Here is a 24,485-nt window from a genome sequence, read left to right on the forward strand (position 1 = left end):
AGAATTGTCCGATGCACAAGGGCGATTGGCCCGTCCGCAAGCCCGACAAAAATTTCACCCGAGATCAGGGCGAAATGCCATTCAATTGGTACCGTGGTCGGTATCCCCGCAATGAATATGAAAGATAAGAATGGGTAATCTGGAAGATGTATTCGGAGTCAGCGGGAAACTTGTAGCGAGCTATATCGAAAGGCCGCATGTTGACGATAACTTCAATGACGCGCTCCGCACTGATAAACAAATAATTGTGTACGGCGCGTCAAAGCAAGGGAAAACGGCGCTGGTCAAGAAATATATTGACTACGACAACAACATAGTAATAAGCCTGTCTCCGCGCACGACTCTAAAAGACATATACCAATCCATTCTCCGAAAATCAGACGTATCGCTAAAAACGTCTTACTCCGAAGGTACGGGCGATGCCAGCAAGGTGAAAGGGAAAGCATCCATACAGGGTGCAGTGGCACTTATCCTCAAAGGGGAAGTTGAAGCGGGGATAGAAAAAGAAAGAAATACGAAACTAGAAGACAAGTACGAGGAAATTGAATTCAACCTTGAGTTGCCTGATGACGTTGCGGATTTAATTACCCGAGTTGGAAACAAGAAGGTAGTCATCCTGGAAAATTTTCATTATTTGCCGGAAGATTTACAACGAGCTTTTTCCTATGATTTGCGCACTTTTCAAGACCTCAAAATAAGATTCATCATTCTTGGAATATGGAAAGAGGCAAACAGGCTTGCGCAATACAACGGAGAGCTGCAGGACAGAATACTGGAGGTTCCAGTCGAACCCTGGAGCGACGAAGATTTCAAACGGATTGCCGACAAAGGAGCGTCAATTCTGAACATATCCTTTGCTGATTCAATCATCTCGGACTGCATCAGCAACGCTTTTCACAGCGTAGGGGTATTTCAAGAATTACTCAAAACAACATGCCAGGAAAGCGGCGTGTCGAAGAGTTCCTTTGACAAAAAAAGCATTGATGATCCATCGGCATTTCAAAGAGCTGTGGCAAGAAAAACAGAGGAATATTCCGGCCGTCACCTGAGGAATCTTGAGGCAATCGCATCGGGCAATGGCGCACTCATACAAAAAGACGCGCCTCTGCCATATTTTTTGCAGTACTACATAGTGATGCACATCCTTGGAATCGGTTTCGAGGGATTTAATGGCGGAATTAGCAAGGAGGCACTCATGCACTCCATCAAGCAAATTCACCATCGAAAAGACGACCTGAAGGGCTCACAACTCACCGCCGTACTCAAGGGCCTGACGGAAGTTCAATCCAGCAAGGGCATTAGCCCACCGGTCATAGCTTATGACTCAAACTCCAGACAACTCAAGGTCGTTGACTCTACGTTCTACTTTTTTCTAAAGAATGCAAACCTGAAAGAAGTCATGGATGAAATTGTTTGTCCCATGGATGAGTTCGAAAAATAATCTATCCATGATTCAACTCATCTAGCTTTTTAGCAAAGCAGTTGCATCTGCAACACACGAGTGCTCTCGACGCTCCCGTGACATTGAAGCCCGGCGCCGCGTGGAGAGTCCGCGCGCCTGCGGACAGCATCGCGGTTGTATTCCAAGCCGGGGGCACTGGTGGTGCCGCTGTCGCCCGTGTCAGTCAGGCCGGGTTGCGGCCCAGGGCCTGTTTCTCTCGGACTCGGGCCTTCTAAATCCCATGACAAGAAGAAAGCCTCCCCCGAGCCCACCCATTCCCACGGCCATCGGAGCCCAAAAATAGACTGTCATTCCCATTAACCACCCCACCAGATCGGCGTAGTTTTTCGGAACGAGCCACGCCAAATTCGGCGGTGCCTCGCCTCGCATCACAAGCCGTGCAAGTTCCCAGTAGGTCCACGGAAGGCGCACCGCAGCGATAAAAAAATCAGCGCCAATAGCGTGAAAAGTATTTTTTTCATGGCTCGGGGATGGTTTCTTGCTTGAACGAAGCAATCAGCCGAGATACGGACCCTTGACCTCGCCCCAGCCCCAACGCGGCATGGGCGCGTCGGGATCGACAGTGGCCCCAGGCTGCGAATTGATGACCGCCAGCCGTGAGCCCCACTCCAGGTAGCCCACCAGGGCCGAGCGGAACTCGGGGTCATCGGGCATGCCCAGCTCGTCCGCCGTCTCCAGCAGCAGGCCGACCCAGCGGCGGCGCTGTGCCTGGTCAAGGTGCCGGTTCAAATGCTGGCGGATCATGTGCGGATGGCCGCCGTGCTGTTCCGAATACGTGGCCGGCCCGCCCAGCACTTCACCCAGAAAAGCGGCGACATGGGCCGGATGCTCGCAGCCCATGTGCGCAAAGACGGGTCCGAGCACATCATCCTTCTTCACATGTTCATAAAAGCGCGTGGTCAGGCGGGTCAGGGCGTCTATGCCGCCTAGCCATTCATAAAGGCTGGGGATGGTGCGATCTGGCATGGCTATTTCCTGGCAGGTTGCGGGGTACAGTCCGAAAATTCGCAGATTAACATCAGCGCTTGCTTCCGCCTCACCAGGTAGCGCCTACCAGACACCCCGCCGTGCTCATCATTAAAAACCTCAGCTTTCGCTACCCCAATCCCACGGTGGAACTCTTCGACCACCTGTCCGCCACCATTCCACCCGGCGTCACGCTGGTGCAAGGCGGCGATGGGCGCGGCAAAAGCACGCTGCTTCGCCTGATGGCGGGCGCCCTGGCTGCCGATGCGGGGCAGTTGCAGCTGAACGGCGTATCGCTGAAAGAGCAGCCTGAGGCCTATCGCCGGCTGCTGTTCTGGATGGAGCCGCGCAGCACCGACTTCGACCAGCTCACGCCGCCGCAATTTTTTGCATCCCTGGGCGACCGTTATCCCGGCTTTGATGAGATGGTGCTGGCCCCCTTGGTCGAAGGCCTGGGCCTGGAATCGCACCTGCACAAGCAGCTCTTCATGCTGTCCACCGGATCAAAACGCAAGGTCTGGCTGGCTGCGGCGTTTGCCTCGGGCGCGGCGCTGTTGCTGCTTGATGAACCCTTCGCCGCGCTGGATGCGCCTTCGATTGCCTTTGTCAAAGAACAGCTTCAGGCTATGTCGACACAAGCTGGCCGCGCGGCAGTGGTCGCGGACTATGCGGCCCCAAGCGGTGTTCCGCTGACCGGCGTGATCAACCTGGGCGACTGAACTACTTCGGAATAAAAGCCTGTTGCTGCGCCACAAAGCCGTCAAAGGCCTGGAGCAATGGCCGGTAGCGACCAGCATCCCCTTCAAGCTGCGCGAGTGCCGCGCAAGCCGCCTCCAGTGTCGACAGCTGCCCCGGCTTGTGGGCCTTGCGGATCAGGTAAGCCGACGCGGGCACATTCTCCAGCGACAGGCGCGGCAGCCGCCGCAGCAGCGGGTTGAGGTGCAGCATCTTGCGGCTCTTGCGCCAGGTCGCGTCCAGCACCACCAGGCGGACACGCGACGGGTCCTTAAGCTGTTCGGTGTCCAGGGCAGGCGCTTCATTGTCCTGCGGCGTGGGCGGGTACAGCAGCACTGTATAGGCAGGCGTTTCGGCCATCGCCGCGTGCAGGACGGCTTCTTCAAACGTTTCCCCCATCAGCATGCGGCTGCGCGGCAAACTCAGGTGCAGCAGGCGGCCGGTGTTCTTGGCATGGTCCGCTTCCATGGGGTGCTGCAGGACCAGCACCTCGGCTTCATGCGCCACCGGCGTGATCCAAGGGCAGGTGCAGGCGCTTTGCGGCCGCAGGCAGACGCCGCAGGCCGCGCGACCCGCCGGCTCAGTCACGGGGGCTGTCCGCCGCCTTATCACCCTCCGCCGAATAGGCGTTCCTCAGGTGCACAGGCTGGGCGGTCTTGCGCCGCATGCGGATATTGAGCATTTCCACCGCCACCGAGAAGGCCATGGCGAAGTAAACATAACCCTTGGGCACATGGTGGTCCAGGCCTTCGGCGATCAGCACCACGCCCACCACCACCAGGAAGGACAGGGCCAGCATCTTGATGGTCGGATGGGTGGAGACAAAGCGGCCTATGGCCGGCGCGAACAGCATCATGAGGCCGACCGAGGCGATAACCGCGGCGATCATGACCGCGATGCTGTCGACCATGCCGACCGCGGTGATGATGGAGTCCAGCGAAAAAATCATGTCGACGATCATGATCTGCACGATCACGGCGGCAAAAGTGGCCTTGACGGCGCTCGAGGCATGGCCTTCCTCGCCTTCCATGGACTGGTGGATTTCACCGGTGCTCTTCCAGATCAGGAACAGGCCGCCCGCGATCAGGATCAGGTCGCGACCCGAGATTTCCTGCTTGAACACGGTGAACAGCGGCTCGACCAGCCCGATGATCCACGACAGCACCAGCAGCAGGCCTATGCGCATGAACATGGCCATGAACAGGCCCAGGCGCCGCGCCAGCTCCTGCTTGGCCTTGGGCAGCTTGTCGACCAGGATGGAGATGAAGATGATGTTGTCTATGCCCAGCACCAGCTCCAGCGCGGTCAGGGTGGCAAAGGCAATCCAGGCTTGCGGGTCAGTCAGCAGTTCCATCATGGCATTACCTTTCTTTTCTCATTATCAGCAGAATTTCACACCAGCCGGGGCCGCGGGACTGGCTTTGCCAGACCGCAGGCGCAGCGGCCCCCTCGGGGGGCAGAGAGCCACACGCAGTGGGCGAACGTGGGGGCCACATCCATACCAGCATGAGCCGCGGAACCGGCTTTGCCGGGCCGCAGGGCGGGCGGCCCCTTTCGTGATGAAAGGGGCAGGGAGAAGCTGAAAGCTACGCGAAGCGAACGACCGTGGGGGCCCTATCCCGGCGTGGGGGCCTTCAAGACCCGAGAAATTCACCGATGGGTTTCAGGTCTTCCACCCGGTCGCAAATCGCCTTGACAATCATCAGGATGGGAATACCCAGCAGCAGGCCCCACACACCCCACAGCCAGCCCCAGGCCAACAGCCCGATAAAGACCGCCACCGGGTTCATGCGGCTGGCGCGGCTGGTCAACCAGGGTGTGAGCAGATTGCCGACCAGGGTGTGGATCAGCAGCGAGGCGCCGCCCACGGCCAGCGCCATGTTGAGCGAGCCGAACTGCAAAAATCCGACCAGCGCCGAGCCGGCCGCCGTGACCAGCGAGCCGACGTAGGGCACCAGGTTCAGCACGGCCGCCGCAACACCCCAGACCGCGGCATTGTCCAGGCCCAGGGCCAGCAAGGCCAGCCAGGTCATGAGGCCCACCAGCGCGCTGGTCAGCAGCTGCACCTGCAGGTAGCGCTGGATCTGGCCGGTGATTTCATTGAGCGCCTGCAGCGTGATCTTCTTGCTGCTCAGGCTGTCGCCCGCCAGCTTGAGCAGCTTGCGCCTGAAGGTGTCGCCCGAGATCATCAGGAAGTAGGTGAGGAAGACCACCACCGTGGCCTGGCCTATCAGCGCGATCAGGCCGACGGTGCCCGACCACAGGTAGTGCCTGATGTCGAAGCGCGCGGGCTCGACCACCACACGCATGGCGCCGCGCGTGGTGCCGGGTGCCGAGCTCTCCTGCGCGGCCTGCTCTATCTGCGATGCGGCTTTCTGCACGGTTTCCAGCGCGCTGTCGGAGCGGCCGCTGCGCGCCTTCACGGCCTGGCGGAACTTCTGCGCCGCCGCCGGCAGCGCCTCCACCAGCTGCGTCGCCTCGTCACCGAGCGACCAGGCGGCGCCGCCCAGGCCGCCCAGAATCGCCAGCAGCAGCACGGCCGCGCTGAGCCAACGCGGCACCCGCCTGGCTTCAAACCAGTTGACCACCGGCGAAAACGCATAGCTGAACAGCACGCCCAGCATCACCGGGATAAAAACGGCCTTGGCCCAGTGCAGCACGAACAGGAAAGCCAGGCCGGCCAGCACCACCAGCGACATGTTGCGGATATCGACCGGCATGTGAAGAAGCACACGCTGCGTTTCGGCGGCCAGGGCCGCGTCGGCCGGCCTCGTCGAGTCGGCTTCTTCCTGTGTCATGTGTCCCCCGTGTCCGTTCAAGTCGCCTGGCGCGAATAGCGAAACTTCCGCGATGGAAGCCCCAGGTAGTACTTACGCAGATATTCAAACCGGGCGGCCCAGGAAAACGTGTAGGACGCTTTCGCCGGAACGTACCAGCTGTTGAGGCCGGTTCGCAGCAGCAGCTGGTAGCCGTTGCGCTGCATCAGCGCATGTTTGTGGTGGTGGGTGACGTGGTCCTCGATCAGCACCAGCCGGGGCTGCCAGTGCGCGAAGTCAAAGCCCGACAGGGCGACCAGCTCATGCCCCTCGATGTCGATGGACAGCAAATCAAAGCCCACGGGCGCGCCGTGCTCGCGCAGCATGGTGTCCAGGGTTTCGCAGCGCACCGCCACGGTGGAGCGCACCACCGCGCCCAGCGCGATGGGCCGGTCTTCCAGCGTCGAGTGCGGGCCCGCGCGGTTCAGCTGCAGCAGCTTGCCGGCGTTCTCGGGGCTGGAGCAGGCCATTTCGATCACCGTGCCTTTGCGGCTTTGGCGCAGCAGCGCGCAGCAATCCGGGTCGGGTTCGACCAGCAGGCCGGTCCAGCCCAGCGCCTCCAGGTGCTGGGACTGGGAGTCCAGCACCGGGTCGTTGGCGCCCACATCCACGTAAAAACCGGGTTTGCCGGCAAAAAAGTCGCGCACCAGCTGCTGCTCGACGGCGGGCTGGTTGCTGAAGCGGTGGATGTGGCGCTGGGTGAAATCGGCGTGTGGGGGCATGTGGAGAGGGAAAACAGGAAACGGAAAAAATAGAACCGGGGAATGCAGTGGGACGGGCGCCGGGCGCGTCAGGTCGTGATGGCCTCGCGCACCGCGCTGAGCTGGCGGCGCGAGACCGCCAGCAGCTCGTCGATGCCGTTGAGCCGCACCGCCCAGCCCTCGCCCTCCTCGGGATCGAAATGTTTTTCGAGCGCGCGCACCGCATGCCGCGCGATCAGCGCGTTGCGGTGTATGCGCATGAAGCGCGCCGCGTGGCGCTCCTCCAGCTCGCTCAGCGAGCCGTCCAGGATGTAGCTGCGGCTGGCCGTGCGCACGGTGATGTACTTGAGCTCGGCCTTGAAATAAATCACCTCGGCCAGCGGCACGCGCTCGGTGCGGCCCCGGTCCTGGATGATGAGCATTTCCTCGGCGGCCGGCTGGCCGGGGCGCGCGGCCTGCGCCAGGCGCTCCACCTTCTGCAGCGCCTGCTGCAGGCGTTCCAGGCGCACCGGTTTGGTCAGGTAGTCGATGGCTTCCAGCTCGAAGGCCTGCACCGCATGCTCGGCATGGGCCGTGACAAACACCACGGCGGGCCTGCGCGGCAGCGTGGCGATCATCTGGGCCAGCGCGATGCCGTCGGCGCCCGGCATGCGGATGTCCAGCAGCACGGCGTCAAAGGCTTCGCGCTGCAGGGCCCCCATGGCCTCCGCGGCATCGGCCGCTTCCGCACCCACCACCGCGGCCGGCGCCGTGCAGTCGCCCAGCAGGGTGCGCAGGCGCGACCGGGCCAGCGCTTCGTCGTCCACCACCAGTACCTTGAGTTTCATGCGGGAATCTCCATGCGTACCTGAAATATGCCGTCCTTGAACACGGTCCTGAATTTCGCCTCGACATCATGCAGCAAGGCCAGCCGCTCCCGCACATTGGCCAGCGCCAGGCCGTGGCCGCGCTCGCCGGCGCCCGCCGGCGTCGAGTTGGTGACCTTGATCACCACCGTGCCGCCGCGCTTGAGCGTGGAAATCCTGAGCTGCGCGCCGGTGGCGCTGGGCTCCACGCCGTGCTTGACGGCATTCTCCACCAGCGGCTGCAGCAGCAGCGGCGGCAGCTTGGCCTGGTCGGCCTCGGCGTCCAGGCTCCACTGCACCTGCAGGCGCTCGCCGAAGCGCACCTGCTCTATGGCCAGGTAGCGCTGGGCCAGCGCGATTTCCTGGCCCAGGGTGACCGATTCCGCGGGGTCGGCCAGCGCGTGGCGGAACAGCTCGCTCAAGTCTTCCAGCACCGCCTCGGCCTTGGCCGGCTCGGCGCGCACCAGCGCGATGGCGCTGTTGAGGGTGTTGAACAAAAAATGCGGGCGTATGCGCGACTGCAGCTCGGCCAGGCGCGCCGCCGTGGCCGCCGGTGTGCGCGCCTTGGCGCGCCAGTACAGGCCCGCCAGCAGCATGGCCGACAGCAGGGCACCCGCCGCCGCGCTGGCCCACCAGGGCGGCCGCACCAGCAGCCCCATCACCGACAGCAGGCCGCAGCCGTAGAGGCCCGCGCCCGCGCCCAGCAGCACGCCGGCCGTCCACTGCAGCCAGGACCTGAGCCGGTTCAGCCGTGACTTGAGGGCGCAAGCCACGATCAGCCAGGCCAGCGTGGCCGGCAGCACCCCGCCGGTCAGCAAGGCAAAACGCAGCAGCCACTGGACGGCGGTGTCGGCGTCGAACATGGCGGTGACGCCCACCATGGCCTCCGCGAACAGCACGGCGCGCAGCACCACCCCGACCTGGCAGGCGTCAAACATGCCGGCGCGCGCGCTGCTTCGCCGCGCCGGCTCCTCGTCAACAGAGATGACGCTGCCCAGCAAGGTGGATTCCCCGAAGGTCTGCGGATCAAGCGAAGGCTTCATGGCGTGCATGCATGGATATCGAGGATTAGAACCTGTTTGCGGCCTAAACGAGGCCGCAAACAGGTTCTTAGGCACATGGATAAAATCACCGTGATGCCGAGTATTGCACCGGTCGCGCCCCCGCGGCGGCGGCCTGGAAGACAATTAAGGCCGTCGCCGGCCCGTGGCTGCCCAGAATAGCGCATCCGGCGCCCTGAATCCACGGCCCGGGACGGCCGGCACCCTGACCGCCACCCAAAGAAAGCCTGACGTGAACCAATTCGACAAAAAGTCCCAAGCCTGGTCTGCCCTCTTTTCCGAGCCCATGAGCGACCTGGTCAAGCGCTACACGTCCAGCGTGTTCTTCGACAAGCGCCTGTGGCAGGCCGACATCGCCGGCTCGCTGGCCCACGCCGAGATGCTGGCCGCGCAAAAAATCATCCCCGCGGCCGACTATGCCGACATCCAGAAGGGCATGGCGCAGATCACGTCGGAAATCGAGTCCGGCGCCTTTGAGTGGAAGCTGGACCTGGAGGACGTGCACTTCAACATCGAGGCGCGCCTGACCCAGCTGGTCGGCGATGCCGGCAAGCGCCTGCACACCGGCCGCAGCCGCAACGACCAGGTCGCCACCGACGTGCGCCTGTGGCTGCGCGGCGAGATCGACCTGATAGGCGGACTGCTGACCGACCTGCAAAAAGCCCTGGTCGACATCGCCGAGAAAAACGCCGAGGTCATACTGCCCGGCTTCACCCACCTGCAGGTGGCCCAGCCCGTGAGCTTCGGCCACCACATGCTGGCTTATGTCGAAATGTTCAGCCGCGATGCCGAGCGCATGCGCGAGATCAGGAAGCGCGTGAACCGCCTGCCGCTGGGCGCCGCCGCGCTGGCCGGCACCAGCTACCCGCTGGACCGCGAGCGCGCCGCCAAGACCCTGGGCATGGTCGACGAGGACGGCAAGCCCCAGGTCTGCCAGAACAGCCTGGACGCGGTGAGCGACCGCGACTTCGCCATCGAGTTCACGGCCGCCGCCTCGCTGGCCATGGTGCACATCAGCCGCATGAGCGAGGAGCTGATTTTGTGGATGAGCCAGAACTTCGGCTTTATCCACATCCCCGACCGCTTCACGACCGGCTCGTCCATCATGCCGCAGAAGAAAAACCCCGACGTGCCCGAACTCGCGCGCGGCAAGACCGGCCGCGTGGTCGGCCACCTGATGGGCCTGATCACCCTGATGAAAGGCCAGCCCCTGGCCTACAACAAGGACAACCAGGAAGACAAGGAGCCGCTGTTCGACACCGTCGACACACTCAAGGACACGCTGCGCATCTTCGCCGAGATGGTGGCCGGCATCACTGTCAAACCCGAAGCCATGGAGCAGGCCGCGCTGCGCGGCTACGCCACCGCCACCGACCTGGCCGACTACCTGGTGAAAAAAGGCATTCCCTTCCGCGACGCCCACGAAACCGTGGCCCATGCCGTGAAGGCCGCCACCACCCATGCGGTAGACCTGTCCGAGCTGCCGCTGGCCGTGCTGCAGGAATTCAACCCCAAGATCGAAAAAGACGTCTACGACTGCCTGAGCTTGCGCGGCTCGCTCAACGCCCGCAACATCCTGGGCGGCACGGCACCGGCCCAGGTCAAGGCGCAGATCGCGCGCCACCGTGCGCGGCTGGCCTAAGCCCCGGCTAAGCTGTCCTTTGTAGACTGAACGGCTGCAAAGGACACAACAATGCGTTTATTGCTCGTCGAGGACGACGCCATGATCGGCGAAACCGTTTTGCAGGTGCTGCGCGCCGAGCATTACGCGGTCGACTGGGTGCGCGACGGCCGCATGGCCGATGAGGTCCTGCGCAGCGAACACTACGACCTGGTGCTGCTGGACCTGGGCCTGCCCCAGCGCGACGGCCTGGAGGTGCTGCGCGCCCTGCGCGCGCGCCGCGACACCACGCCGGTGCTGGTGGCCACCGCGCGCGACGCGGTCGGCGACCGCATCGCCGGGCTGGACGCCGGCGCCGACGACTACGTCGTCAAACCCTATGACACCGATGAAATGCTGGCGCGCATACGCGCGCTGCTGCGCCGCAGCGCCGGCCGCGCCGAGCCGGCCTTTGAACACAAGGGCGTGAGCCTGAACCCGGCCACGCGCGAAGCCAGCCTCAACGGCCAGCCCGTGACCCTGTCGGCGCGCGAGTGGGCGGTGCTCGAACCCCTGCTGGCCCGCCCCGGCGTGGTGCTCTCGCGCGCCCAGCTCGAGGAAAAACTCTTCAGCTGGAAAGACGACGTCAGCAGCAATGCCGTCGAGGTCTATATCCACGGCGTGCGTAAAAAGCTGGGCAACGACATCATCCAGACGGTGCGCGGCCTGGGCTACCTGGTGCCCAAACAATGAACAGGCCGGTGACCCATTCCTTGAGGAAGCGCTTGCTCTGGTTTGTGCTCGCCGCGATCTTCCTGGCCGCCCTGCTGCAGGCGGCCACCGCCTACCGCGGCGCACTGCAGCAGGCCGATTCGATGTTCGACGAGCACCTGCGGCAGATGGCGCGCTCGCTGCGCAGCGGCGTGCCCTTCAACCTGCCGCTTGACGAGGCCGACGCCGATGACCGCTTCGAGGTCTATGTGCAGATCTGGGGCCAGGACGGCACACAGATCTTTCGCTCCACGCGCTCGGCGCTGCCGCCGCGCGCGGTGCTGGGCTTTTCCGACGTGGAGGCCCACGGCAACCGCTACCGCGTCTACACCCTGCAGACCGCGCTGCAGACGGTGCAGATCGCCCAGGACCTGGATGCGCGCTCGGCCCGCGCGCGCGCACTGGCGGTGCGCGCCGTGCTGCCTTTTGTGTTCCTGACGCCGCTGCTGATGCTGGCCGTCTGGTGGGTCATCAGCCGCTCGCTGGCGCCCATAGAACGCGCCCGGCGCCAGGTGGCGGGCCGGCGCGCCGACGACTTGTCGCCGCTGGCCGCCGAAGGCCTGCCCGACGAGGTGCGCCCCCTGGTGGACGAACTCAACCTGCTGTTCGGCCGGGTGCGCGGCGCTTTCGAGGCGCAAAAACATTTTGTGGCCGACGCGGCGCACGAGCTGCGCTCGCCGCTGACCGCGCTCAAGCTGCAGGCCCAGGCCCTGCGCCGCAATGGCGGCACGCCCGCCGAACACGAAGCCGGCATCGCCCGGCTCAACCAGGGCATAGACCGGGCGATACGCCTGGTCGAGCAGCTGCTGGTGCTGGCCCGCGAAGAAGCCGGCGAAACCGCCGGGGCAAGCGGCTCAGGCCAGGCCGCGGCCGCCGTGCTCGTGGACCTGCAGGACGTCATCAAGCTTGCCGTGGCCGACGTGCTGCCGCACGCCCTGCACAAGCAGATAGACCTGGGCATGGTGGCGGGCACCGCCTTGCCGCGGCCGCCGCAAGTCACGGGCCAGGCCGAGGCCCTGCGCGTGCTGCTGCGCAACCTGCTGGACAACGCCGTCAAGTACACACCGGCCGGCGGCCGGGTCGACGTGTCGCTGGCCCCGCGGGACGGTGAGACCGTGCTCGCGGTGGAAGACAGCGGCCCCGGCATAGACGAGCAGGACCGCGAACGTGTGTTCGACCGCTTCTTCCGCGCGGCCCAGGAGGGGGACGGCGCCGATGCCGCCCCGCCCACCGGCAGCGGCCTGGGCCTGGCCATCGTCAAGGCGATTGCCGGACGGCACGGCGCCACGCTGGAGTTGGTCCGCTCCGAACGCCTGGGTGGGCTCAGGGTTGAGGTGCGGTTTCCGGTTGTGCCGGATACTGGCTCCGCTTAAGCCCCGTCTAAGGCTGCGTCCCCATAGTTAGGTCCATCGGCACCGCGGAGTGCCGTAACCCAACCCAAGGAAGCACGCCATGTCATCCACTGCATTGAAGAACACCCGGCTTGTCGCCGCATTGCTGGCCGCGGGCGCCATTGGCGGCGCCGGCGTCGGCGCGATCAACATCCTGCATTCCGCCGCAACGGCCGCCACGCCGCCCGCCATCACGGCGCCCGCCGCCACGACCGGCGCGGCCCCCGTCCCCATGGCCCTGCCCGACTTCTCGCAGATCACCGAGCGCTACGGCCCGGCCGTGGTCAACATCAGCGTGACCGGCACCACCAAGGTCCGCAATGAAGTCGCCCAGGGTGACGATGATGACGATTCGCCTTTCTCCGGCGACCCCTTCTTCGAGTTCTTCAAGCGCTTCCAGCAAGGCCAGGGCCGCCCCGGCGGACGCAACGGCACGCCGCAACAGGAAATGCCCACACGCGGCCAGGGCTCGGGTTTTATCGTCAGCGCCGATGGCATCATCCTGACCAACGCCCACGTCGTGCGCGATGCGAAGGAAGTCACCGTCAAGCTCACCGACCGCCGTGAATACCGCGCCAAGGTGCTGGGCGCCGACCCCAAGACCGATGTCGCCGTGCTGCGCATCGAAGCCAAAAACCTGCCCGTGGTCACCCTGGGCAAGGTCAGCGACCTGAAAGTCGGCGAATGGGTGCTGGCCATAGGCTCGCCTTTCGGTTTTGAGAACACCGTCACCGCCGGCGTCGTGAGCGCCAAGGGCCGATCCCTGCCCGACGACAGCGCCGTGCCCTTTATCCAGACCGACGTCGCCGTCAACCCCGGCAACTCCGGCGGGCCGCTCTTCAACACGCGCGGCGAAGTGGTGGGCATCAACTCGCAGATCTACACCCGCAGCGGCGGCTACCAGGGCGTGTCCTTCGCGATCCCCATCGACGTGGCGGCCAAGATCAAGAACCAGCTCGTGGCCACCGGCAAGGTCGAGCATGCGCGCCTGGGCGTGGCGGTGCAGGAGGTCAACCAGGCTTTTGCCGACTCCTTCAAGCTCGACAAGCCCGAAGGCGCGCTGGTTTCCAGCGTTGAAAAAGGCGGCCCCGCCGACAAGGCCGGCCTGCAAAGCGGCGACGTGATCCGCCGCGTCAACGGCCAGCCCATCGTCTCCTCCGGCGACCTGCCCGCCCTCATCAGCCTGGCGGCGCCCGGCGACAGCCTCAAGCTCGACGTCTGGCGCCAGGGCTCGGCCAAGGAAATCAGCGCCAAACTCGGCAGCGCCGACGACAAAACCGGCCAGGTCGTAGCGAAGAAGGACAGCCCCAACCACGGCAAGCTGGGCCTGGCCCTGCGCCCGCTGCAGCCCGATGAAAAGAAAGAAACCGGCATCGACAACGGCCTGGTCGTCGAACAAGCCAGCGGCCCCTCGGCCCTGGCCGGCGTGCAGCCCGGCGACGTGCTGCTGTCCATCAACGGCGTGCCCGTGAAAAACATAGACCAGGTCCGCGCCACCGTGGCCAAGTCCGAAAAATCCGTGGCCCTGCTGATACAGCGCGGGGACAGCAAGATTTTTGTGCCGGTCAACCTGGGCTAAATGAAACTGCGGCTCCTGGCGTGTTGCCCGGGGCCGCTAGCCTTCCTGCCTGAAGGCGAGCCGGGTCCAGGTGACGTCGGCGGCAACATTGCCCGGCAGCAATGACCCGGTCCGGGTATTCAGCACGGCCCTGAGCCCGTGCCGGCGCGCAAGCGCCATCGTCTCCTCGCCCGACACCTCAAACATGCGCCGCCCGGCGGGAACGGGCCCGTGCCTGAGCGACAGCAGGATCAGCCCGCCCGGCGCCAGCAGCGACACCAGCCTGGGCATGCCGGCGCGGCGCTCCGCCTCGTCAAGATGCATCCACACCGCGCTCAGCATCACAACATCAAAGCGCTGCCCACGCGACAGCACAGCCTCCAGCCCGGGCAAGACATCGTCCAGCCATTCGATCAAGGGCGAGGGGTGGAGATGCATGGCCGCCGTGCGGAACTCCGCCGTCGGCTCCACGGCCAGGACACTATGCCCCTGCTCCGCGAACCAGGCCGCATCGACCCCGGTCCCCGCCCCTATGTCCAGGATGCGGCTTGGCGTCTTTGGCAACAGATGCAGCGCGACCTCGTGGCGTTTGGCAAAGGGAATGGACTCGTACTGCGGAATCAGCGCCTCGGCTTGCTCGGCGTAGCCTTGGGTGCTTGGGGGTTTGGAGTTGTCTGGCATCGTTCTTCTTAAGGTCCAAATTTTCGTCGATTGCAGCAGGTGCGGTCATCTCAGGTGCCTTGACCCTCTATCCAGTATCGAAGAAGCGGCCGGCGCACATCAAACACAGGCCGTAACCGCATCCATCGCCGTTCGGAAGAAAGCAGCAAACAATACGGCTCCCCGGCAAAAACGGGAGATGCCAATCGACTAATTCCGGCCTCTTGGGTTCTCAGAAAGCAATACATGTTCTGCCAGCGCTCGGATGTAGCCGACGCCCCAAAGCGATTGAGAGGGAAGTTCCGCGTCCGCTGTTCCCCGTACACGAAGCGGTTCAATACCCAACATCACCATCCCGTCTGGGTCACCGAGCCCCGAAAGCACACGCGTGGGAGAAATGCCGTCGAGCTCCAAAGGGCGCAAGCCCAGGATCTGGGTACCAAAGCTACTCAGTGATTTCACGTGGATTTTGCCTTGCGCGATGCATTTCGCCCCGGCAATGGAATCTCCAGTCGGCGGCTGCGGACCATGCCAATCCAGCAGCGCCCCATAGAACATCATCCGGGATGCGCCCGCATAGCTTGCCGCCGGTTGCAGCACACGACCGCATGCAAAAGACCCATCTTTCAGCGGCACGCCCCAGTATTGCCCTGGCTTGAGCGCCATCGCGGACTTCGGTGCAAACGGGTAGATTGGCGTGGCGGTCATCTGAGCTAAGGTTTAAGGTGAGCGGCAGTTGGGGCAAGGCCGGTCACACCACGGGATTTAAACGCCTCGACCAAAGCATAAAGCCGCCCCAAAGCCTGAGGCAACTCCGGCTCTGCCTCCAGAACATCTATCCTGTACCTCACAAGATGGAACTCGGCCTCGGTCCTGATTTCCCCCCGCGCCATCACCTTCTCGAGACGCGCAGCTTCAAGCAGCAGAAATTCGGGGTACTCCGCCGCCAGCGCATCGTGCAGCGCCTTTGACACCGCCCCACGCCACTGGCTATCCACTTCGCCAATAAGGTTGGGCATGTCCATCAAGCCCTGCTCCAGGCCGGAGACGACCTGCGAACTTGTGGGCTTGGCGCCCTGTGGACGGGCCTCGGCAACAAAGGTTGGAACCCCGGTGGCGACCAGTGCGAGTTCCCACGCCTTTTCATCCGGGATGGCGGAAATTGCCCGCGCGAATCCTGCATACGCCGCAATGAGTTTTTCCGATTTTGTCGCCAATTTATTTCCTTGCACGGCCTAGGGTACGAATTGAGCAGATCATCCGTGTCGGTCGCGAGGGCAAACCATGAGGTTCATTTCTGGTCAGGCGAATTAAGCGTGAGAGCGTTTTCGTCGCGCAGACTCCTGCTCTTCCTGGTCAGGCAGCGTGTCAGGTGGTCTCTCAGGAGCATTCATATCGAGATGCGGATACTGCGTCATGCATCCGATCGAAACCAAATGTCTTGAGCGCAATGGTAGCGATCATCAGGATCAGAGGCTCTCAGTGCGTAGACCCTCTCCCATGTGGAATCCCAATCAGCCTCCGTCGTAAGAGCCACGCCCGGATAAGGCCCCGCTCCTTGTTTGAAGACGCGCCATATCGGAAGATCGGTGACGGCTGCGGATTCAAAGAATGCTTCGACGAACGTGGAAAACCAGCCAGAATCCATTCCTAACGACTGATGGGCAGAGCCGGCCAGCCCCACTAGCCCCCATGGGCATTCAGGTCCAAATCCGAACTCACAGTAACCGATACCTGTTGATGACTTGACATGATCCAGCACAGACCAGCACGGATACGCCTCGCCATCCGCCCCGTAGTCCCATGAGCGCAAAAAAACCTGCGGTTCCACCAACAGGTTTCGAATATGTTTGACGACACGCGCGTCGCGAATGCCCTCAAGCTCTTTTTGGACCAATGCATGCAGCTGAGCAGGCGTGACTGTCACACTAAAGCCTATTGTTGAAAGTAGTCGGCGCCCGTCAGGACGTTCTTTAAATCTGTGTATCGAACCCGCATTTTGATACAACGCCATCCTCAACCGTACTTTGTCGCGCAAACGCCGCGCTCCCGCCCCCAAATCCCCGCATTTCCCAAGCCACCGCCTTAAAACCCCACAGCCCCCGCTATATTCCCCGCATGGCAACGACGACAAGCACAAGCAGCAGCCGAAACCAGGGCGGCCTGATCAGCCGGCTGCTGCGGCGTGGCCGGGAGGAGCGGCTGCCGCAGGCGGCGGGCGGCTTGACCTTCACCATGGTGATGTCCATGGTGCCCTTGCTGGCGCTGAGCTTTGCCTTGTTCGCGCGCATACCGGCCCTGCATGCGGCCGGGGATGCGATACGTGAGCACTTGCTGCGCGGGCTGCTGCCGGACGGCATCGCGCGTACGGTGCTCAAGTATCTCGCGCAGTTCGCGGGCAATGCCGGCGGCCTGACGCAGCTCGGCTTTGCATTGCTGCTGGTGTCGGCGCTGGCGCTGCTTATGAGTGTGGAGACCACGCTGAACCGGATCTGGCAGGTCAAAAAACCGCGCCCGCTGCTGCGCCGGCTGGGCCTGTACCTCGGCATGCTGCTGACCGGCCCCGTGCTCATAGGCGCCAGCCTGTGGGCCGCGTCCTATCTGGCGACCGCCTCCAGCGGGCTGCCGGTGGCGCGGCCCGGCTGGCTGCCGCATGCGCTGAACATCGGGCCCATGGTGCTCAGCGCCGCGGGTTTTGCCTGTTTGTTCCGCTTTGTGCCGCACACCGTGGTGCGCTGGCGCGATGCGATCGCGGGCGGCCTGCTGGCCGGTGTCGCCTTCGAGCTGGGCAAACAGGGTTTTGCGATCTACCTTGCCAATGTGCCGACCTACCGCACGATTTACGGCGCCTTCGCGCCGCTGCTGGCTTTCCTGCTGTGGGTGTATTACTCGTGGCTGGTCACGCTGGCCGCCGCGCTGCTCAGCGCCAGCCTGCCGCGCGGCGGCTCGCAGGCCACACGGCGGCTTTCACGCGCGTAGGTTTCCAGCCACAGCCGTTGTTTTCGGGCCGAATTACGGCGCACAAGGCTTTACCATTGCCGCATGAAAACAACTTACATCCTCGGCGCCATCCTGGCCTGCAGCGTGATCGGAACTTTGGTCGGTGGCCGCGGCGTCAAGACCGGCATGCTGGTGTTGACGGCCCTGCTGTCGCTTTACGGCCTGTTTCGCCTGCTCGGTTAAATCCCTGAGGCGGCCCAGCCAAGGGGCGCCGGCCTTCACACCCCGGCACACCCCGCTGGCCACCAGGCCGGTGACGGCCAGCATGGCCGCGGTGTGAAGCACCAAGGCCGCAAACGCCAGAGCCAACGGGCCCAAGCCGTCCATCCCGGCCAGCGATGCCTCTCCCGCGCACAGCGGCACCAGCGCAGGCACCAGCATCAGGCCCGCGCCCTGCGCGCTGGCCATCATGAAAGACCACAGCGCCAGGCCGGCATGGCCCGCGGGCGCGCGTGCCGCCCTGGGCGCGCGGCCCCACAGGTGAAGCACAAGGCAGGCAAGCAACAAGCTACCCACCAGGACTTGCAACACAAAGCGGTCCATGGCCAAGCCCCACACCACAGTGCCCGCCACCAGCGCAATCGAGGCGGCATGCCCCACGGCAACAGGCCATAGCGCCCGCAAGGCCTGCGCGCGGTCGCGCGAGCGCAGGCCCCAGGCGGCGGCGCAAGCCCAGCCATTGGCCGGGTTCAGCCCATGCAGGGCGCCAACACCCGCCACCACCAGCCAGGGCCAAAGGCTTGCCATGATGTTTTCGCCCGCCCGGCCCGCTCAGGCTTTTGCGCCGCAGCACGAAGCGGCTTCGGGCGCGGGCGTAAACACGGCCTGGGACTCGTAGCGGTCATGGTGGCGCACCCAGTCCATCTTGTAAAAGCCATCATGCTCATCGCGGCCCTTGGGCGTGAGGTCCAGCATGTTGTAGGTGCCCATCATCACTTCCACGCCGCGGCCGTAGGTCGAATAGGTGTGAAAGACCCGGCCCTCGCCGTCCTTGTAAAACAGGCTGATGCCGGGCGCCTCTTCGGCCGGGAATTCCGTCATGCCGTAGTTGTAGTTGACGGTGCCGTCGACGCGGTCCTGCGGCCTGAAGCTCACATGGAAGTCGTAGTTGAAGTCGCTGCCGTTGGACGACACCCAGGTGAATTGCCAGCCCATGCGCCGGCGAAAACGCTCAATCTCGGGCAGGGTTGCGCGCGAGACGGCCACAAACGTCACGTCGCGGTGTTCCAGGTGGACCTGCATGCCGGCCGTGTGGTCGGCCATGTAGGAGCAGCTCGGGCAGCCCTGCTCCCAGCCCGGGCCGAACATAAAGTGCTGCACCATGAGTTGGCGCCGGCCTTCAAACAGCTCGGCCAGCGAACGTTTGCCTTGGGGCGTGTCGAAGACGTAGTTCTTCTCGATCTGGACCCAGGGCAGCGCGCGGCGCTCGCGGGCGACCTGGTCGCGCAGGCGCGTCAGTTCCTTCTCCTGCGCGAGCAGGGTTTTGCGCTCGGCCAGCCATTGGTCCCTGGGCACGATGCTGTGCTGGGTGGTGGATGTTTCGGTCATGGTGCTGTTCATGCTGTGCTCCTTGATGATGAGTGGGGGTGGTGACGGAAAGGTTTTGCTCAGGCGCTGGCGGCCTGTTCACGGCGCATCGCTGCCTGCACGGCGGGCCGGTCGGCGATGCGCGCCTGGAAGGCCAGCAGCCTGGGGAAGGCCGACAGGTCCAGCTTGACGAACTCCGCCCAGCGGGTCATCACAAACAGGTAGGCATCGGCCACGGTGAAGCGCTCGCCCAGCAGGAAGGGCGCGCGGCCCAGCGCGGCTTCCAGCAGGCCGTAGTGTTTATGCAGGTGGGCCATGCGCGCGCCGCGCACCTCCTCGCTGCAGGCCGGGTTGAACAGCGGCATATAGCCCTGGTGCAGCTCGGAATTGAGGTAGCCCAGCATCTCCTGCAGGCGATAGCGCGCCATGCTGCCGTGGGCGGGCACCAGCTGCGCCTCAGGCTTGAGGTCGGCCAGGTATTGCACGACGGCCGGGCCTTCCGTGAGCACGCTGCCGTCATCCAGGCGCAGCGCGGGCACCAGGCCCTTGGGGTTGATGGCGAGGTAGTCTTCACCGTGCTCGGTGCGTTTGGCGACCACGTCGACCTTCACAAGCTCGATGGGCAGGCCCAGCTCATGGGCCACGATGTGCGGTGAAAGCGAGCAGGCTGAGGGGCTGTAATACAACTTCATGGTGATCTCCTGGGTGTGCGATGCGGTTTGCGTCAGTCAATGCGCTGCCCGACCCGTGCTGGTTCCGGGTGCGCTCGTTGTGGCCCTAAGGCCGGGGAAACTCTCGGCGCAAGGGCTCTAGCTGCCTTGCGCGCTGCGTTCTATGCGGCTTTACGCAGCCTTGGGCCGCCGCACGGCGCGGACCTTGCCGCTCTTGCCGCCGCCCGCGTAAAACAGGCCGGCGCCATCGGACTCCAGCCCGCTGACGCCCACGCCCTGCGGCATTTCGAGCCGCGTGATCACGGCGCCGCTCTGGGGGTCTATGCGGCGTATCTCGCTCTCGTCGCCCTCCCAGGTGCCGTGCCAGAGTTCGCCGTCCACCCAGGTCACGCCGGTGACGAAGCGGTTCGATTCAATCGTGCGCTGGATGGCGCCCGTCTTGGGATCGATCTGGTGGATTTTGCGGTCGCGGTACTGGCCCACCCACAGGCTGCCTTCGGCCCAGGTCAGGCCCGAGTCGCCACCGCCGCCGGGCGCCGGGATGGTGGCCAGCACCTTGCCGCTGGCCGGGTCTATCTTGGCGATGCGCGACTCGGCGATCTGGTACAGGTACTTGCCGTCAAAGGCGGTGCCGGCATCGCCCGCGCAGTCCAGCGTGCGGGTCTGCTCGCCGCTGGCCGGGTCGAAAGCGATCAGCTGGCTGCCCGCGGCGGCCCAGACGCGCTGGCCGTCGTGGGTGACACCGGCGATGTCATCGATGCCGGGGAAGCCGTATTCGCGCACGATCTCGGCGGGGCGCGCCTTGGGCTCGGGGGCTTGCTTGAGGGTCTTGCTTGTCATCGTGCTTCCTTGTCGCGCCGTCCATCGACGCCATGGAGACAACTCTATCCAATCGGCAGCGCAGCGGGGAGTAACAAGATCGTCGTGAATCCGGCGAGCGGCGGCGCCAGCCAGCGCTGGGCCCTTGCCCGCCCCAGGGAGCGCACCCGCCCCTCGCCTTCGAGCTCGGCCAGCGCGCGCTGCACCGTGCGCTGGCTGGCGCCCAGGGCCAGCGCCAGGGCCGAGGTGGACCAGGCCGCGCCATCCGACAGCAGTGCCAGCAGCGAGGCCTGGTCGCCGTCCAGCGGCGGCGCCAGCACGGCCACGTCGCGCCCGCCCAGCGGCCTCAGGATAAAACCCCGGCCGGTCGCCTCAATCGCCGCGAGCGGCTTGACCAGCGCGCGCAGCCGGCCTATTTCAACCCTGAGGCGCGCCCTGTGTGTCTCGTCAGGGTGCCTGGTGCGAAACACCTTCGCAATCAAGGCCTCGCGCTCCACATCGCCGGGCCAGGCTTCGGCCAGCGCCCGGGCCAGCGCAAACAGCACGGGCCGGCGCGCCAGCGGCCGCCACTGCCCGCCGGCGCCAACCCCATGCCGGCAGGCATCGACCACCAGCGCGTCCGAGGCCAGCAGCGCCGACACCTCGTCCAGGCGCAGCGCCTGCTCGCCACCCGGTGTGAGCCGCCGGGCCGCGGGCCTGTCGAGCGCGGCCCGTGCCTCGGCCACTTCGGCCTGCAGCGCAGGCACCTGCGCGCGCTCGGCCGCCGCCTGCGCGCGCGCCAATGCCAGGCGCGCCTCGCCGACCTGCAGCGAACGCAGCGCCAGCTCGGCCGCGGTCATTTCAGCCACCGCCCTCAGCGAAGGCCGCAGGCCCCGCGCATCGAGCCGCGCCAGCGCGGCCCTGGCCTCCTCGAGCCGGCCCAGCAGCAAATACCGGCGCGCCGTGACCAGCCAGGCCTGCAGCGCATTGGCATGGTCGGCAAGCGCGTCCAGCGTGGCGGAGGCCGCCGCCAGCGCGCGCGGCGAGCCCGTGAAGTCGCGCATGGCCAGCGCCACCTCGGCCTCGGCCACCACACAGCGGGCATGCGACAAGGCTTCATGCGCGCCAAAACCACGCGCCGCGCGCCGCAGCAATTCACGCGCGCGTGGGTGCTCACCGAGCTGGGCCATGGCAATGCCGCGCAAGGCCAGCGCCGGCGGGTCGTCGCGCAGCGCCACCCGTTTGAGCGCGCCCAGCGCGTCGCCGGCGGCCAGCGCGCGCGAGGAGGCGGTGATCAGGGAATCCATGGGCGTAGGCTACACCGTCCTGCGAATGTTGATAGACGCGCCGCAGGATCCGGAGCGGGCGCCATCACGCCGGGGACCGCCGCGCATAGCGACCCGGTGCCTGTCCCACATGGCGGCTGAACGCGGTGCTGAAGGTACTGGCCGAGCTGTAACCCACGCGCTCAGCCACCTCGACCAGCGCGACGTCCCCGCGGCTGAGCAGGTCTTTCGCGATGGCCATGCGCCAGGCCAGCAGGTACTCCATGGGCGGCAGGCCTACGGCGCGCGAGAAGCGTTCAAAGAAAGCCGACCGCGACAGCGCCGCCGTCTTCGCGAGCTCCACCACTGTCCATGCGCGCGCGGGCTCGCCGTGCATGTGCCGCATCGCGGCGGCCAGCCGGGTGTCGGCCAAGGCGCGCAGCAGTCCCGGCGGAGCGCCTTCGGTGGGCGCGCCACGCAGCGCTTCGATGAGCAGTACTTCGATGAGCCGCCCGAGCACCAGCTCACGGCCGGGCCGCTGCGCCGTGGACTCCTCCCTCACAAGCTGCACCAGCAGCGGCAGCCGCCCTATGCCGCGCACGTGCAGCACGGCCGGCAGCAGCGAGACCATCAGGGCCGCATCGGGTGAATCAAAAGCGAAATAGCCGCCCAGCATGCGCACGTCGGGCGGGCCTTCAGGATTGCCATGGCGAATTTCACCCTCGGGCGCGGGCCCTGCCTTGGGATCGATCCACACGGGAGCGGCCGGCGCCACCGCGGACATCGTGAACCCGGGAGTGGCCGGCATCAGCAAAAAATCGCCGGCCACCAGCGTGATGGGCTGCTGCCCGTCCACGGCCAGGACGCATTCGCCCTCCAGCATGGTGCAGAAGCTCGGCTGGCCGAATTCCGCATAGCGCACGGCCCAGGTGCCAGCGCCGCTGATCACCTTGGAATACACGGCGCGCGGCCTGAGCAGCGCGATGACTTCAGCGAGGGGGTCGACCATATCCGGACTTTCGCCAATTAATTACGGACTCTGAATTGTAGTAAGTCCTGCCTGCGAGCGATATCGTTACGCCACCTCAAACCCACACCCAAGGAAACACAGCATGAAAACCATTCTGATCACCGGTTGTTCTTCCGGCTACGGCCTGGAAACCGCGCGCCACTTCCACGCCCAGGGCTGGAGGGTCATTGCCACCATGCGAACGCCGCGAACGGAGGTGCTGCCGCCTTCGGAACACTTGCGCGTGCTGCCGCTGGACGTGACCCGGCCCGAGAGCATCGCCGCGGCGATCGAGGCCGCCGGGCCCATCGACGTTCTCGTGAACAACGCCGGCCTGGGCCTCTTCGGTGCCTTCGAGGCGACGCCCATGGCCACGGTGCGCGAGATCTTCGAAACCAACACTTTCGGCATGATGGCCATGGCCCAGGCCGTGCTGCCGCAGTTCCGCGCGCGCCAGGCCGGCCTGGTGGTCAACGTGACATCCACCGTGACGCTGGCGCCCATGCCGCTGGTGGCCGCCTATACCGCGAGCAAGACGGCGATCACCGGTTTTACCGAATCGCTCGCATTGGAGCTGGCGCCCTTCAATATCGGCGTGAAGCTGGTCGAGCCGGGTTACGGGCCGGGCACGCGCTTCACCGCGAACGGGGCCGAACGCATGCAGGGCCTGATTCCCGAGGCGTATGCGCCATTCGCGCAAAGCATTTTTGCCTCGCTGGGAACGATGACGGCCGTGACCACCGCGGCGGACGTGGCGCAGGCGGTGTGGCGCGCCGTGAACGATGCGGACGGCACGCTGCACTACCCGGCGGGTGCCGACGCGGTCGCGATTGCCCGGCAGTCCTGTTTTAAATCCGCGTAAATCCTAGCCGCAGCCGCTTCCCGCCTGGGTCTTGCTGCGATCCACAAGCACCACGCCCTTGTCGAGCAAGGGCTTGACCCTGGCCATAAAGAGCGCGAGGTCCTGCGGCGTGTCACTCCCCGGCATGGAGACTTCCAGAAGCCGGCCCTGGGGAAGCTGCCACTCCTCCACCTTGAACGCGCCGACGGCAACGCGTTTCATGCGGTTCTTGCAGCCCATGGCCTTCGCACGCATGGCTTCGGGAAAATCAAGCGTCTTCTTCGCTTCACGCTCGCAGGAAATCGAATAGGCCCGGCCGGGCTGCAGCGTCTGCAGCACCGATATGTCGGTCTCCTGCTTGACGCTGGTGTTTTTCCCGAGGGCGCAGGCCGTCTCGGTGTCAAAGCCGCTGCCGAAGGGCTGCGGGCTGCGGTATTTCAGCGTCAGCTCGACCTTGCCGTCGGACCGGATGCGCCTGCGGCCTATCGCCGGCGGGTCGGTGGCCACCGGCGGCGCCGACACCGTGAAGTACTCCACCTCGTATTCCGTGACCTTGCGGCTGCCCTCCAGGCCCATCACCGCCACGGCCTCCTCCGCGGACACCGGCCCGCCGCTGCTCCAGCGCAGCGCGAATTCCGCACCGCCGGCCCAGGAGAGCATGGGCATCAGCAGACATGCCAGGTTGGCCCAGGCCTTGCAGGCGGACAGGGACTTGGGGGATGAAAGGCCTGGTGAGGGGTTTGTGTTTGGCATTTGGATGCTTCCATTCGATGTCGACAGCTTACATATCCGCTTTGGGCCGCACCGA

26 protein-coding genes are annotated in these 24,485 nt (G+C 64.9%); 8 read left to right on the forward strand and 18 right to left on the reverse strand.

Annotation, left to right across the window (positions count from 1 at the left end; genetic code table 11):
- Positions 1–130: 130 nt before the first annotated feature.
- Complete coding sequence (locus tag ACEN9P_RS04015) at positions 131–1,441, forward strand: P-loop NTPase family protein (RefSeq protein ID WP_477661169.1); 1,311 nt, start codon at positions 131–133, stop codon at positions 1,439–1,441.
- Between the two features lie 516 nt (positions 1,442–1,957).
- Here ACEN9P_RS04015 and ACEN9P_RS04020 read toward each other — a convergent pair.
- Positions 1,958–2,428, reverse strand: coding sequence for a group II truncated hemoglobin (locus ACEN9P_RS04020; protein ID WP_495621151.1), 471 nt, complete (start codon positions 2,426–2,428; stop codon positions 1,958–1,960).
- Between the two features lie 101 nt (positions 2,429–2,529).
- Between ACEN9P_RS04020 and ACEN9P_RS04025 the strand changes: the two genes are divergently transcribed.
- Positions 2,530–3,147 carry an ABC transporter ATP-binding protein gene (locus tag ACEN9P_RS04025; RefSeq protein WP_495621152.1) on the forward strand — a complete coding sequence of 206 codons (618 nt, stop codon included), beginning with the start codon at positions 2,530–2,532 and terminating at the stop codon, positions 3,145–3,147.
- A 1-nt stretch (position 3,148) separates the two neighbouring features.
- Here ACEN9P_RS04025 and ACEN9P_RS04030 read toward each other — a convergent pair whose 3' ends face one another.
- From ACEN9P_RS04030 to ACEN9P_RS04055, 6 genes are all read right to left on the reverse strand, one after another.
- Complete coding sequence (locus ACEN9P_RS04030; protein ID WP_477701093.1) at positions 3,149–3,751, reverse strand: tRNA-uridine aminocarboxypropyltransferase; 603 nt, start codon at positions 3,749–3,751, stop codon at positions 3,149–3,151.
- Positions 3,744–4,520, reverse strand: a complete 777-nt coding sequence (locus ACEN9P_RS04035) for a TerC family protein (RefSeq protein ID WP_477661173.1) — start codon at positions 4,518–4,520, stop codon at positions 3,744–3,746. Before ACEN9P_RS04035 ends, ACEN9P_RS04030 begins: the two co-directional genes overlap by 8 nt.
- A 277-nt stretch (positions 4,521–4,797) precedes the next feature.
- Positions 4,798–5,961 carry an AI-2E family transporter gene (locus ACEN9P_RS04040; RefSeq protein WP_477661174.1) on the reverse strand — a complete coding sequence of 388 codons (1,164 nt, stop codon included), beginning with the start codon at positions 5,959–5,961 and terminating at the stop codon, positions 4,798–4,800.
- A 17-nt stretch (positions 5,962–5,978) separates the two neighbouring features.
- Positions 5,979–6,701 (reverse strand): FkbM family methyltransferase, encoded by a 723-nt coding sequence (locus ACEN9P_RS04045; protein ID WP_477661175.1) that lies wholly within the window; start codon positions 6,699–6,701, stop codon positions 5,979–5,981.
- Between the two features lie 68 nt (positions 6,702–6,769).
- Positions 6,770–7,507, reverse strand: a complete 738-nt coding sequence (locus ACEN9P_RS04050; RefSeq protein WP_477701094.1) for a LytR/AlgR family response regulator transcription factor — start codon at positions 7,505–7,507, stop codon at positions 6,770–6,772.
- Positions 7,504–8,568, reverse strand: coding sequence for a sensor histidine kinase (locus tag ACEN9P_RS04055; protein WP_477661177.1), 1,065 nt, complete (start codon positions 8,566–8,568; stop codon positions 7,504–7,506). The genes ACEN9P_RS04050 and ACEN9P_RS04055 overlap by 4 nt, the downstream gene beginning before the upstream one ends.
- Before the next feature lie 250 nt (positions 8,569–8,818).
- On the opposite strand from ACEN9P_RS04055, the gene argH reads away from it, so the two are divergent.
- From argH to ACEN9P_RS04075, 4 genes are all read left to right on the forward strand, one after another.
- Complete coding sequence (gene argH, locus ACEN9P_RS04060; RefSeq protein ID WP_495621153.1) at positions 8,819–10,228, forward strand: argininosuccinate lyase; 1,410 nt, start codon at positions 8,819–8,821, stop codon at positions 10,226–10,228.
- Between the two features lie 51 nt (positions 10,229–10,279).
- Positions 10,280–10,939, forward strand: coding sequence for a response regulator (locus ACEN9P_RS04065; protein ID WP_074577708.1), 660 nt, complete (start codon positions 10,280–10,282; stop codon positions 10,937–10,939).
- Positions 10,936–12,330: an ATP-binding protein gene (locus tag ACEN9P_RS04070; protein WP_495621154.1), complete on the forward strand. Its 1,395-nt coding sequence runs from the start codon at positions 10,936–10,938 to the stop codon at positions 12,328–12,330. The genes ACEN9P_RS04065 and ACEN9P_RS04070 overlap by 4 nt, the downstream gene beginning before the upstream one ends.
- Before the next feature lie 79 nt (positions 12,331–12,409).
- Positions 12,410–13,927 carry a DegQ family serine endoprotease gene (locus tag ACEN9P_RS04075; protein WP_495621155.1) on the forward strand — a complete coding sequence of 506 codons (1,518 nt, stop codon included), beginning with the start codon at positions 12,410–12,412 and terminating at the stop codon, positions 13,925–13,927.
- A 36-nt stretch (positions 13,928–13,963) separates the two neighbouring features.
- Here the strand turns inward: ACEN9P_RS04075 and ACEN9P_RS04080 are convergent, their stop codons facing one another.
- From ACEN9P_RS04080 to ACEN9P_RS04095, 4 genes are all read right to left on the reverse strand, one after another.
- Positions 13,964–14,587, reverse strand: coding sequence for a class I SAM-dependent methyltransferase (locus tag ACEN9P_RS04080; RefSeq protein WP_495621156.1), 624 nt, complete (start codon positions 14,585–14,587; stop codon positions 13,964–13,966).
- Between the two features lie 189 nt (positions 14,588–14,776).
- Positions 14,777–15,274, reverse strand: a complete 498-nt coding sequence (locus ACEN9P_RS04085; RefSeq protein WP_495621157.1) for a hypothetical protein — start codon at positions 15,272–15,274, stop codon at positions 14,777–14,779.
- A 5-nt stretch (positions 15,275–15,279) separates the two neighbouring features.
- Entirely contained in the window at positions 15,280–15,783 is a 504-nt protein-coding gene (locus tag ACEN9P_RS04090) for a hypothetical protein (RefSeq protein ID WP_495621158.1), read from the reverse strand.
- 197 nt (positions 15,784–15,980) lie between these two features.
- Positions 15,981–16,604 (reverse strand): hypothetical protein, encoded by a 624-nt coding sequence (locus tag ACEN9P_RS04095; protein WP_495621159.1) that lies wholly within the window; start codon positions 16,602–16,604, stop codon positions 15,981–15,983.
- A gap of 80 nt (positions 16,605–16,684) precedes the next feature.
- Here ACEN9P_RS04095 and ACEN9P_RS04100 point away from each other — a divergent pair, with 80 nt between their 5' ends.
- Positions 16,685–17,545, forward strand: coding sequence for a YihY family inner membrane protein (locus ACEN9P_RS04100; protein ID WP_495621160.1), 861 nt, complete (start codon positions 16,685–16,687; stop codon positions 17,543–17,545).
- Positions 17,546–17,578: 33 nt separating this feature from the next.
- On the opposite strand, the gene ACEN9P_RS04105 is transcribed toward ACEN9P_RS04100, so the two are convergent.
- The 6 genes from ACEN9P_RS04105 to ACEN9P_RS04130 form a co-directional block, all read right to left on the reverse strand.
- Positions 17,579–18,313 carry a hypothetical protein gene (locus tag ACEN9P_RS04105; RefSeq protein WP_495621161.1) on the reverse strand — a complete coding sequence of 245 codons (735 nt, stop codon included), beginning with the start codon at positions 18,311–18,313 and terminating at the stop codon, positions 17,579–17,581.
- Positions 18,314–18,337: 24 nt separating this feature from the next.
- Positions 18,338–19,126: a DUF899 domain-containing protein gene (locus tag ACEN9P_RS04110; protein ID WP_495621162.1), complete on the reverse strand. Its 789-nt coding sequence runs from the start codon at positions 19,124–19,126 to the stop codon at positions 18,338–18,340.
- A 47-nt stretch (positions 19,127–19,173) separates the two neighbouring features.
- Positions 19,174–19,785, reverse strand: coding sequence for a glutathione transferase GstA (gene gstA, locus ACEN9P_RS04115; protein ID WP_477714757.1), 612 nt, complete (start codon positions 19,783–19,785; stop codon positions 19,174–19,176).
- Between the two features lie 150 nt (positions 19,786–19,935).
- Complete coding sequence (locus ACEN9P_RS04120) at positions 19,936–20,604, reverse strand: Vgb family protein (protein WP_495621163.1); 669 nt, start codon at positions 20,602–20,604, stop codon at positions 19,936–19,938.
- Between the two features lie 44 nt (positions 20,605–20,648).
- Complete coding sequence (locus ACEN9P_RS04125) at positions 20,649–21,869, reverse strand: helix-turn-helix domain-containing protein (protein WP_495621164.1); 1,221 nt, start codon at positions 21,867–21,869, stop codon at positions 20,649–20,651.
- Positions 21,870–21,933: 64 nt separating this feature from the next.
- On the reverse strand, positions 21,934–22,836 hold the full coding sequence (locus ACEN9P_RS04130; RefSeq protein WP_495621165.1) for an AraC family transcriptional regulator: 903 nt from the start codon (positions 22,834–22,836) through the stop codon (positions 21,934–21,936).
- 103 nt (positions 22,837–22,939) lie between these two features.
- Here ACEN9P_RS04130 and ACEN9P_RS04135 point away from each other — a divergent pair, with 103 nt between their 5' ends.
- On the forward strand, positions 22,940–23,698 hold the full coding sequence (locus ACEN9P_RS04135; protein ID WP_495621166.1) for an SDR family oxidoreductase: 759 nt from the start codon (positions 22,940–22,942) through the stop codon (positions 23,696–23,698).
- 3 nt (positions 23,699–23,701) lie between these two features.
- Here ACEN9P_RS04135 and ACEN9P_RS04140 read toward each other — a convergent pair whose 3' ends face one another.
- On the reverse strand, positions 23,702–24,430 hold the full coding sequence (locus tag ACEN9P_RS04140) for a hypothetical protein (protein WP_495621167.1): 729 nt from the start codon (positions 24,428–24,430) through the stop codon (positions 23,702–23,704).
- Positions 24,431–24,485: the final 55 nt, after the last annotated feature.

Source organism: Polaromonas sp. Polasp52 (assembly GCF_059491565.1).

Excerpts from the sequence above, each read along its gene's own strand:
- ACEN9P_RS04105 (WP_495621161.1), bottom strand. The coding sequence starts at position 18,313 with ATGGCAAGCCTTTGGCCCTGGCTGGTGGTGGCGGGTGTTGGCGCCCTG.
- ACEN9P_RS04130 (WP_495621165.1), bottom strand. The coding sequence starts at position 22,836 with ATGGTCGACCCCCTCGCTGAAGTCATCGCGCTGCTCAGGCCGCGCGCC.
- ACEN9P_RS04065 (WP_074577708.1), top strand. The coding sequence starts at position 10,280 with ATGCGTTTATTGCTCGTCGAGGACGACGCCATGATCGGCGAAACCGTT.
- ACEN9P_RS04120 (WP_495621163.1), bottom strand. The coding sequence starts at position 20,604 with ATGACAAGCAAGACCCTCAAGCAAGCCCCCGAGCCCAAGGCGCGCCCC.
- ACEN9P_RS04070 (WP_495621154.1), top strand. The coding sequence starts at position 10,936 with ATGAACAGGCCGGTGACCCATTCCTTGAGGAAGCGCTTGCTCTGGTTT.
- ACEN9P_RS04080 (WP_495621156.1), bottom strand. The coding sequence starts at position 14,587 with ATGCCAGACAACTCCAAACCCCCAAGCACCCAAGGCTACGCCGAGCAA.
- ACEN9P_RS04015 (WP_477661169.1), top strand. The coding sequence starts at position 131 with ATGGGTAATCTGGAAGATGTATTCGGAGTCAGCGGGAAACTTGTAGCG.
- ACEN9P_RS04075 (WP_495621155.1), top strand. The coding sequence starts at position 12,410 with ATGTCATCCACTGCATTGAAGAACACCCGGCTTGTCGCCGCATTGCTG.
- ACEN9P_RS04020 (WP_495621151.1), bottom strand. The coding sequence starts at position 2,428 with ATGCCAGATCGCACCATCCCCAGCCTTTATGAATGGCTAGGCGGCATA.
- ACEN9P_RS04100 (WP_495621160.1), top strand. The coding sequence starts at position 16,685 with ATGGCAACGACGACAAGCACAAGCAGCAGCCGAAACCAGGGCGGCCTG.
- ACEN9P_RS04140 (WP_495621167.1), bottom strand. The coding sequence starts at position 24,430 with ATGCCAAACACAAACCCCTCACCAGGCCTTTCATCCCCCAAGTCCCTG.
- ACEN9P_RS04040 (WP_477661174.1), bottom strand. The coding sequence starts at position 5,961 with ATGACACAGGAAGAAGCCGACTCGACGAGGCCGGCCGACGCGGCCCTG.
- ACEN9P_RS04035 (WP_477661173.1), bottom strand. The coding sequence starts at position 4,520 with ATGATGGAACTGCTGACTGACCCGCAAGCCTGGATTGCCTTTGCCACC.
- ACEN9P_RS04055 (WP_477661177.1), bottom strand. The coding sequence starts at position 8,568 with ATGAAGCCTTCGCTTGATCCGCAGACCTTCGGGGAATCCACCTTGCTG.
- ACEN9P_RS04050 (WP_477701094.1), bottom strand. The coding sequence starts at position 7,507 with ATGAAACTCAAGGTACTGGTGGTGGACGACGAAGCGCTGGCCCGGTCG.
- ACEN9P_RS04125 (WP_495621164.1), bottom strand. The coding sequence starts at position 21,869 with ATGGATTCCCTGATCACCGCCTCCTCGCGCGCGCTGGCCGCCGGCGAC.
- gstA (WP_477714757.1), bottom strand. The coding sequence starts at position 19,785 with ATGAAGTTGTATTACAGCCCCTCAGCCTGCTCGCTTTCACCGCACATC.
- ACEN9P_RS04045 (WP_477661175.1), bottom strand. The coding sequence starts at position 6,701 with ATGCCCCCACACGCCGATTTCACCCAGCGCCACATCCACCGCTTCAGC.
- ACEN9P_RS04085 (WP_495621157.1), bottom strand. The coding sequence starts at position 15,274 with ATGACCGCCACGCCAATCTACCCGTTTGCACCGAAGTCCGCGATGGCG.
- ACEN9P_RS04135 (WP_495621166.1), top strand. The coding sequence starts at position 22,940 with ATGAAAACCATTCTGATCACCGGTTGTTCTTCCGGCTACGGCCTGGAA.
- ACEN9P_RS04110 (WP_495621162.1), bottom strand. The coding sequence starts at position 19,126 with ATGAACAGCACCATGACCGAAACATCCACCACCCAGCACAGCATCGTG.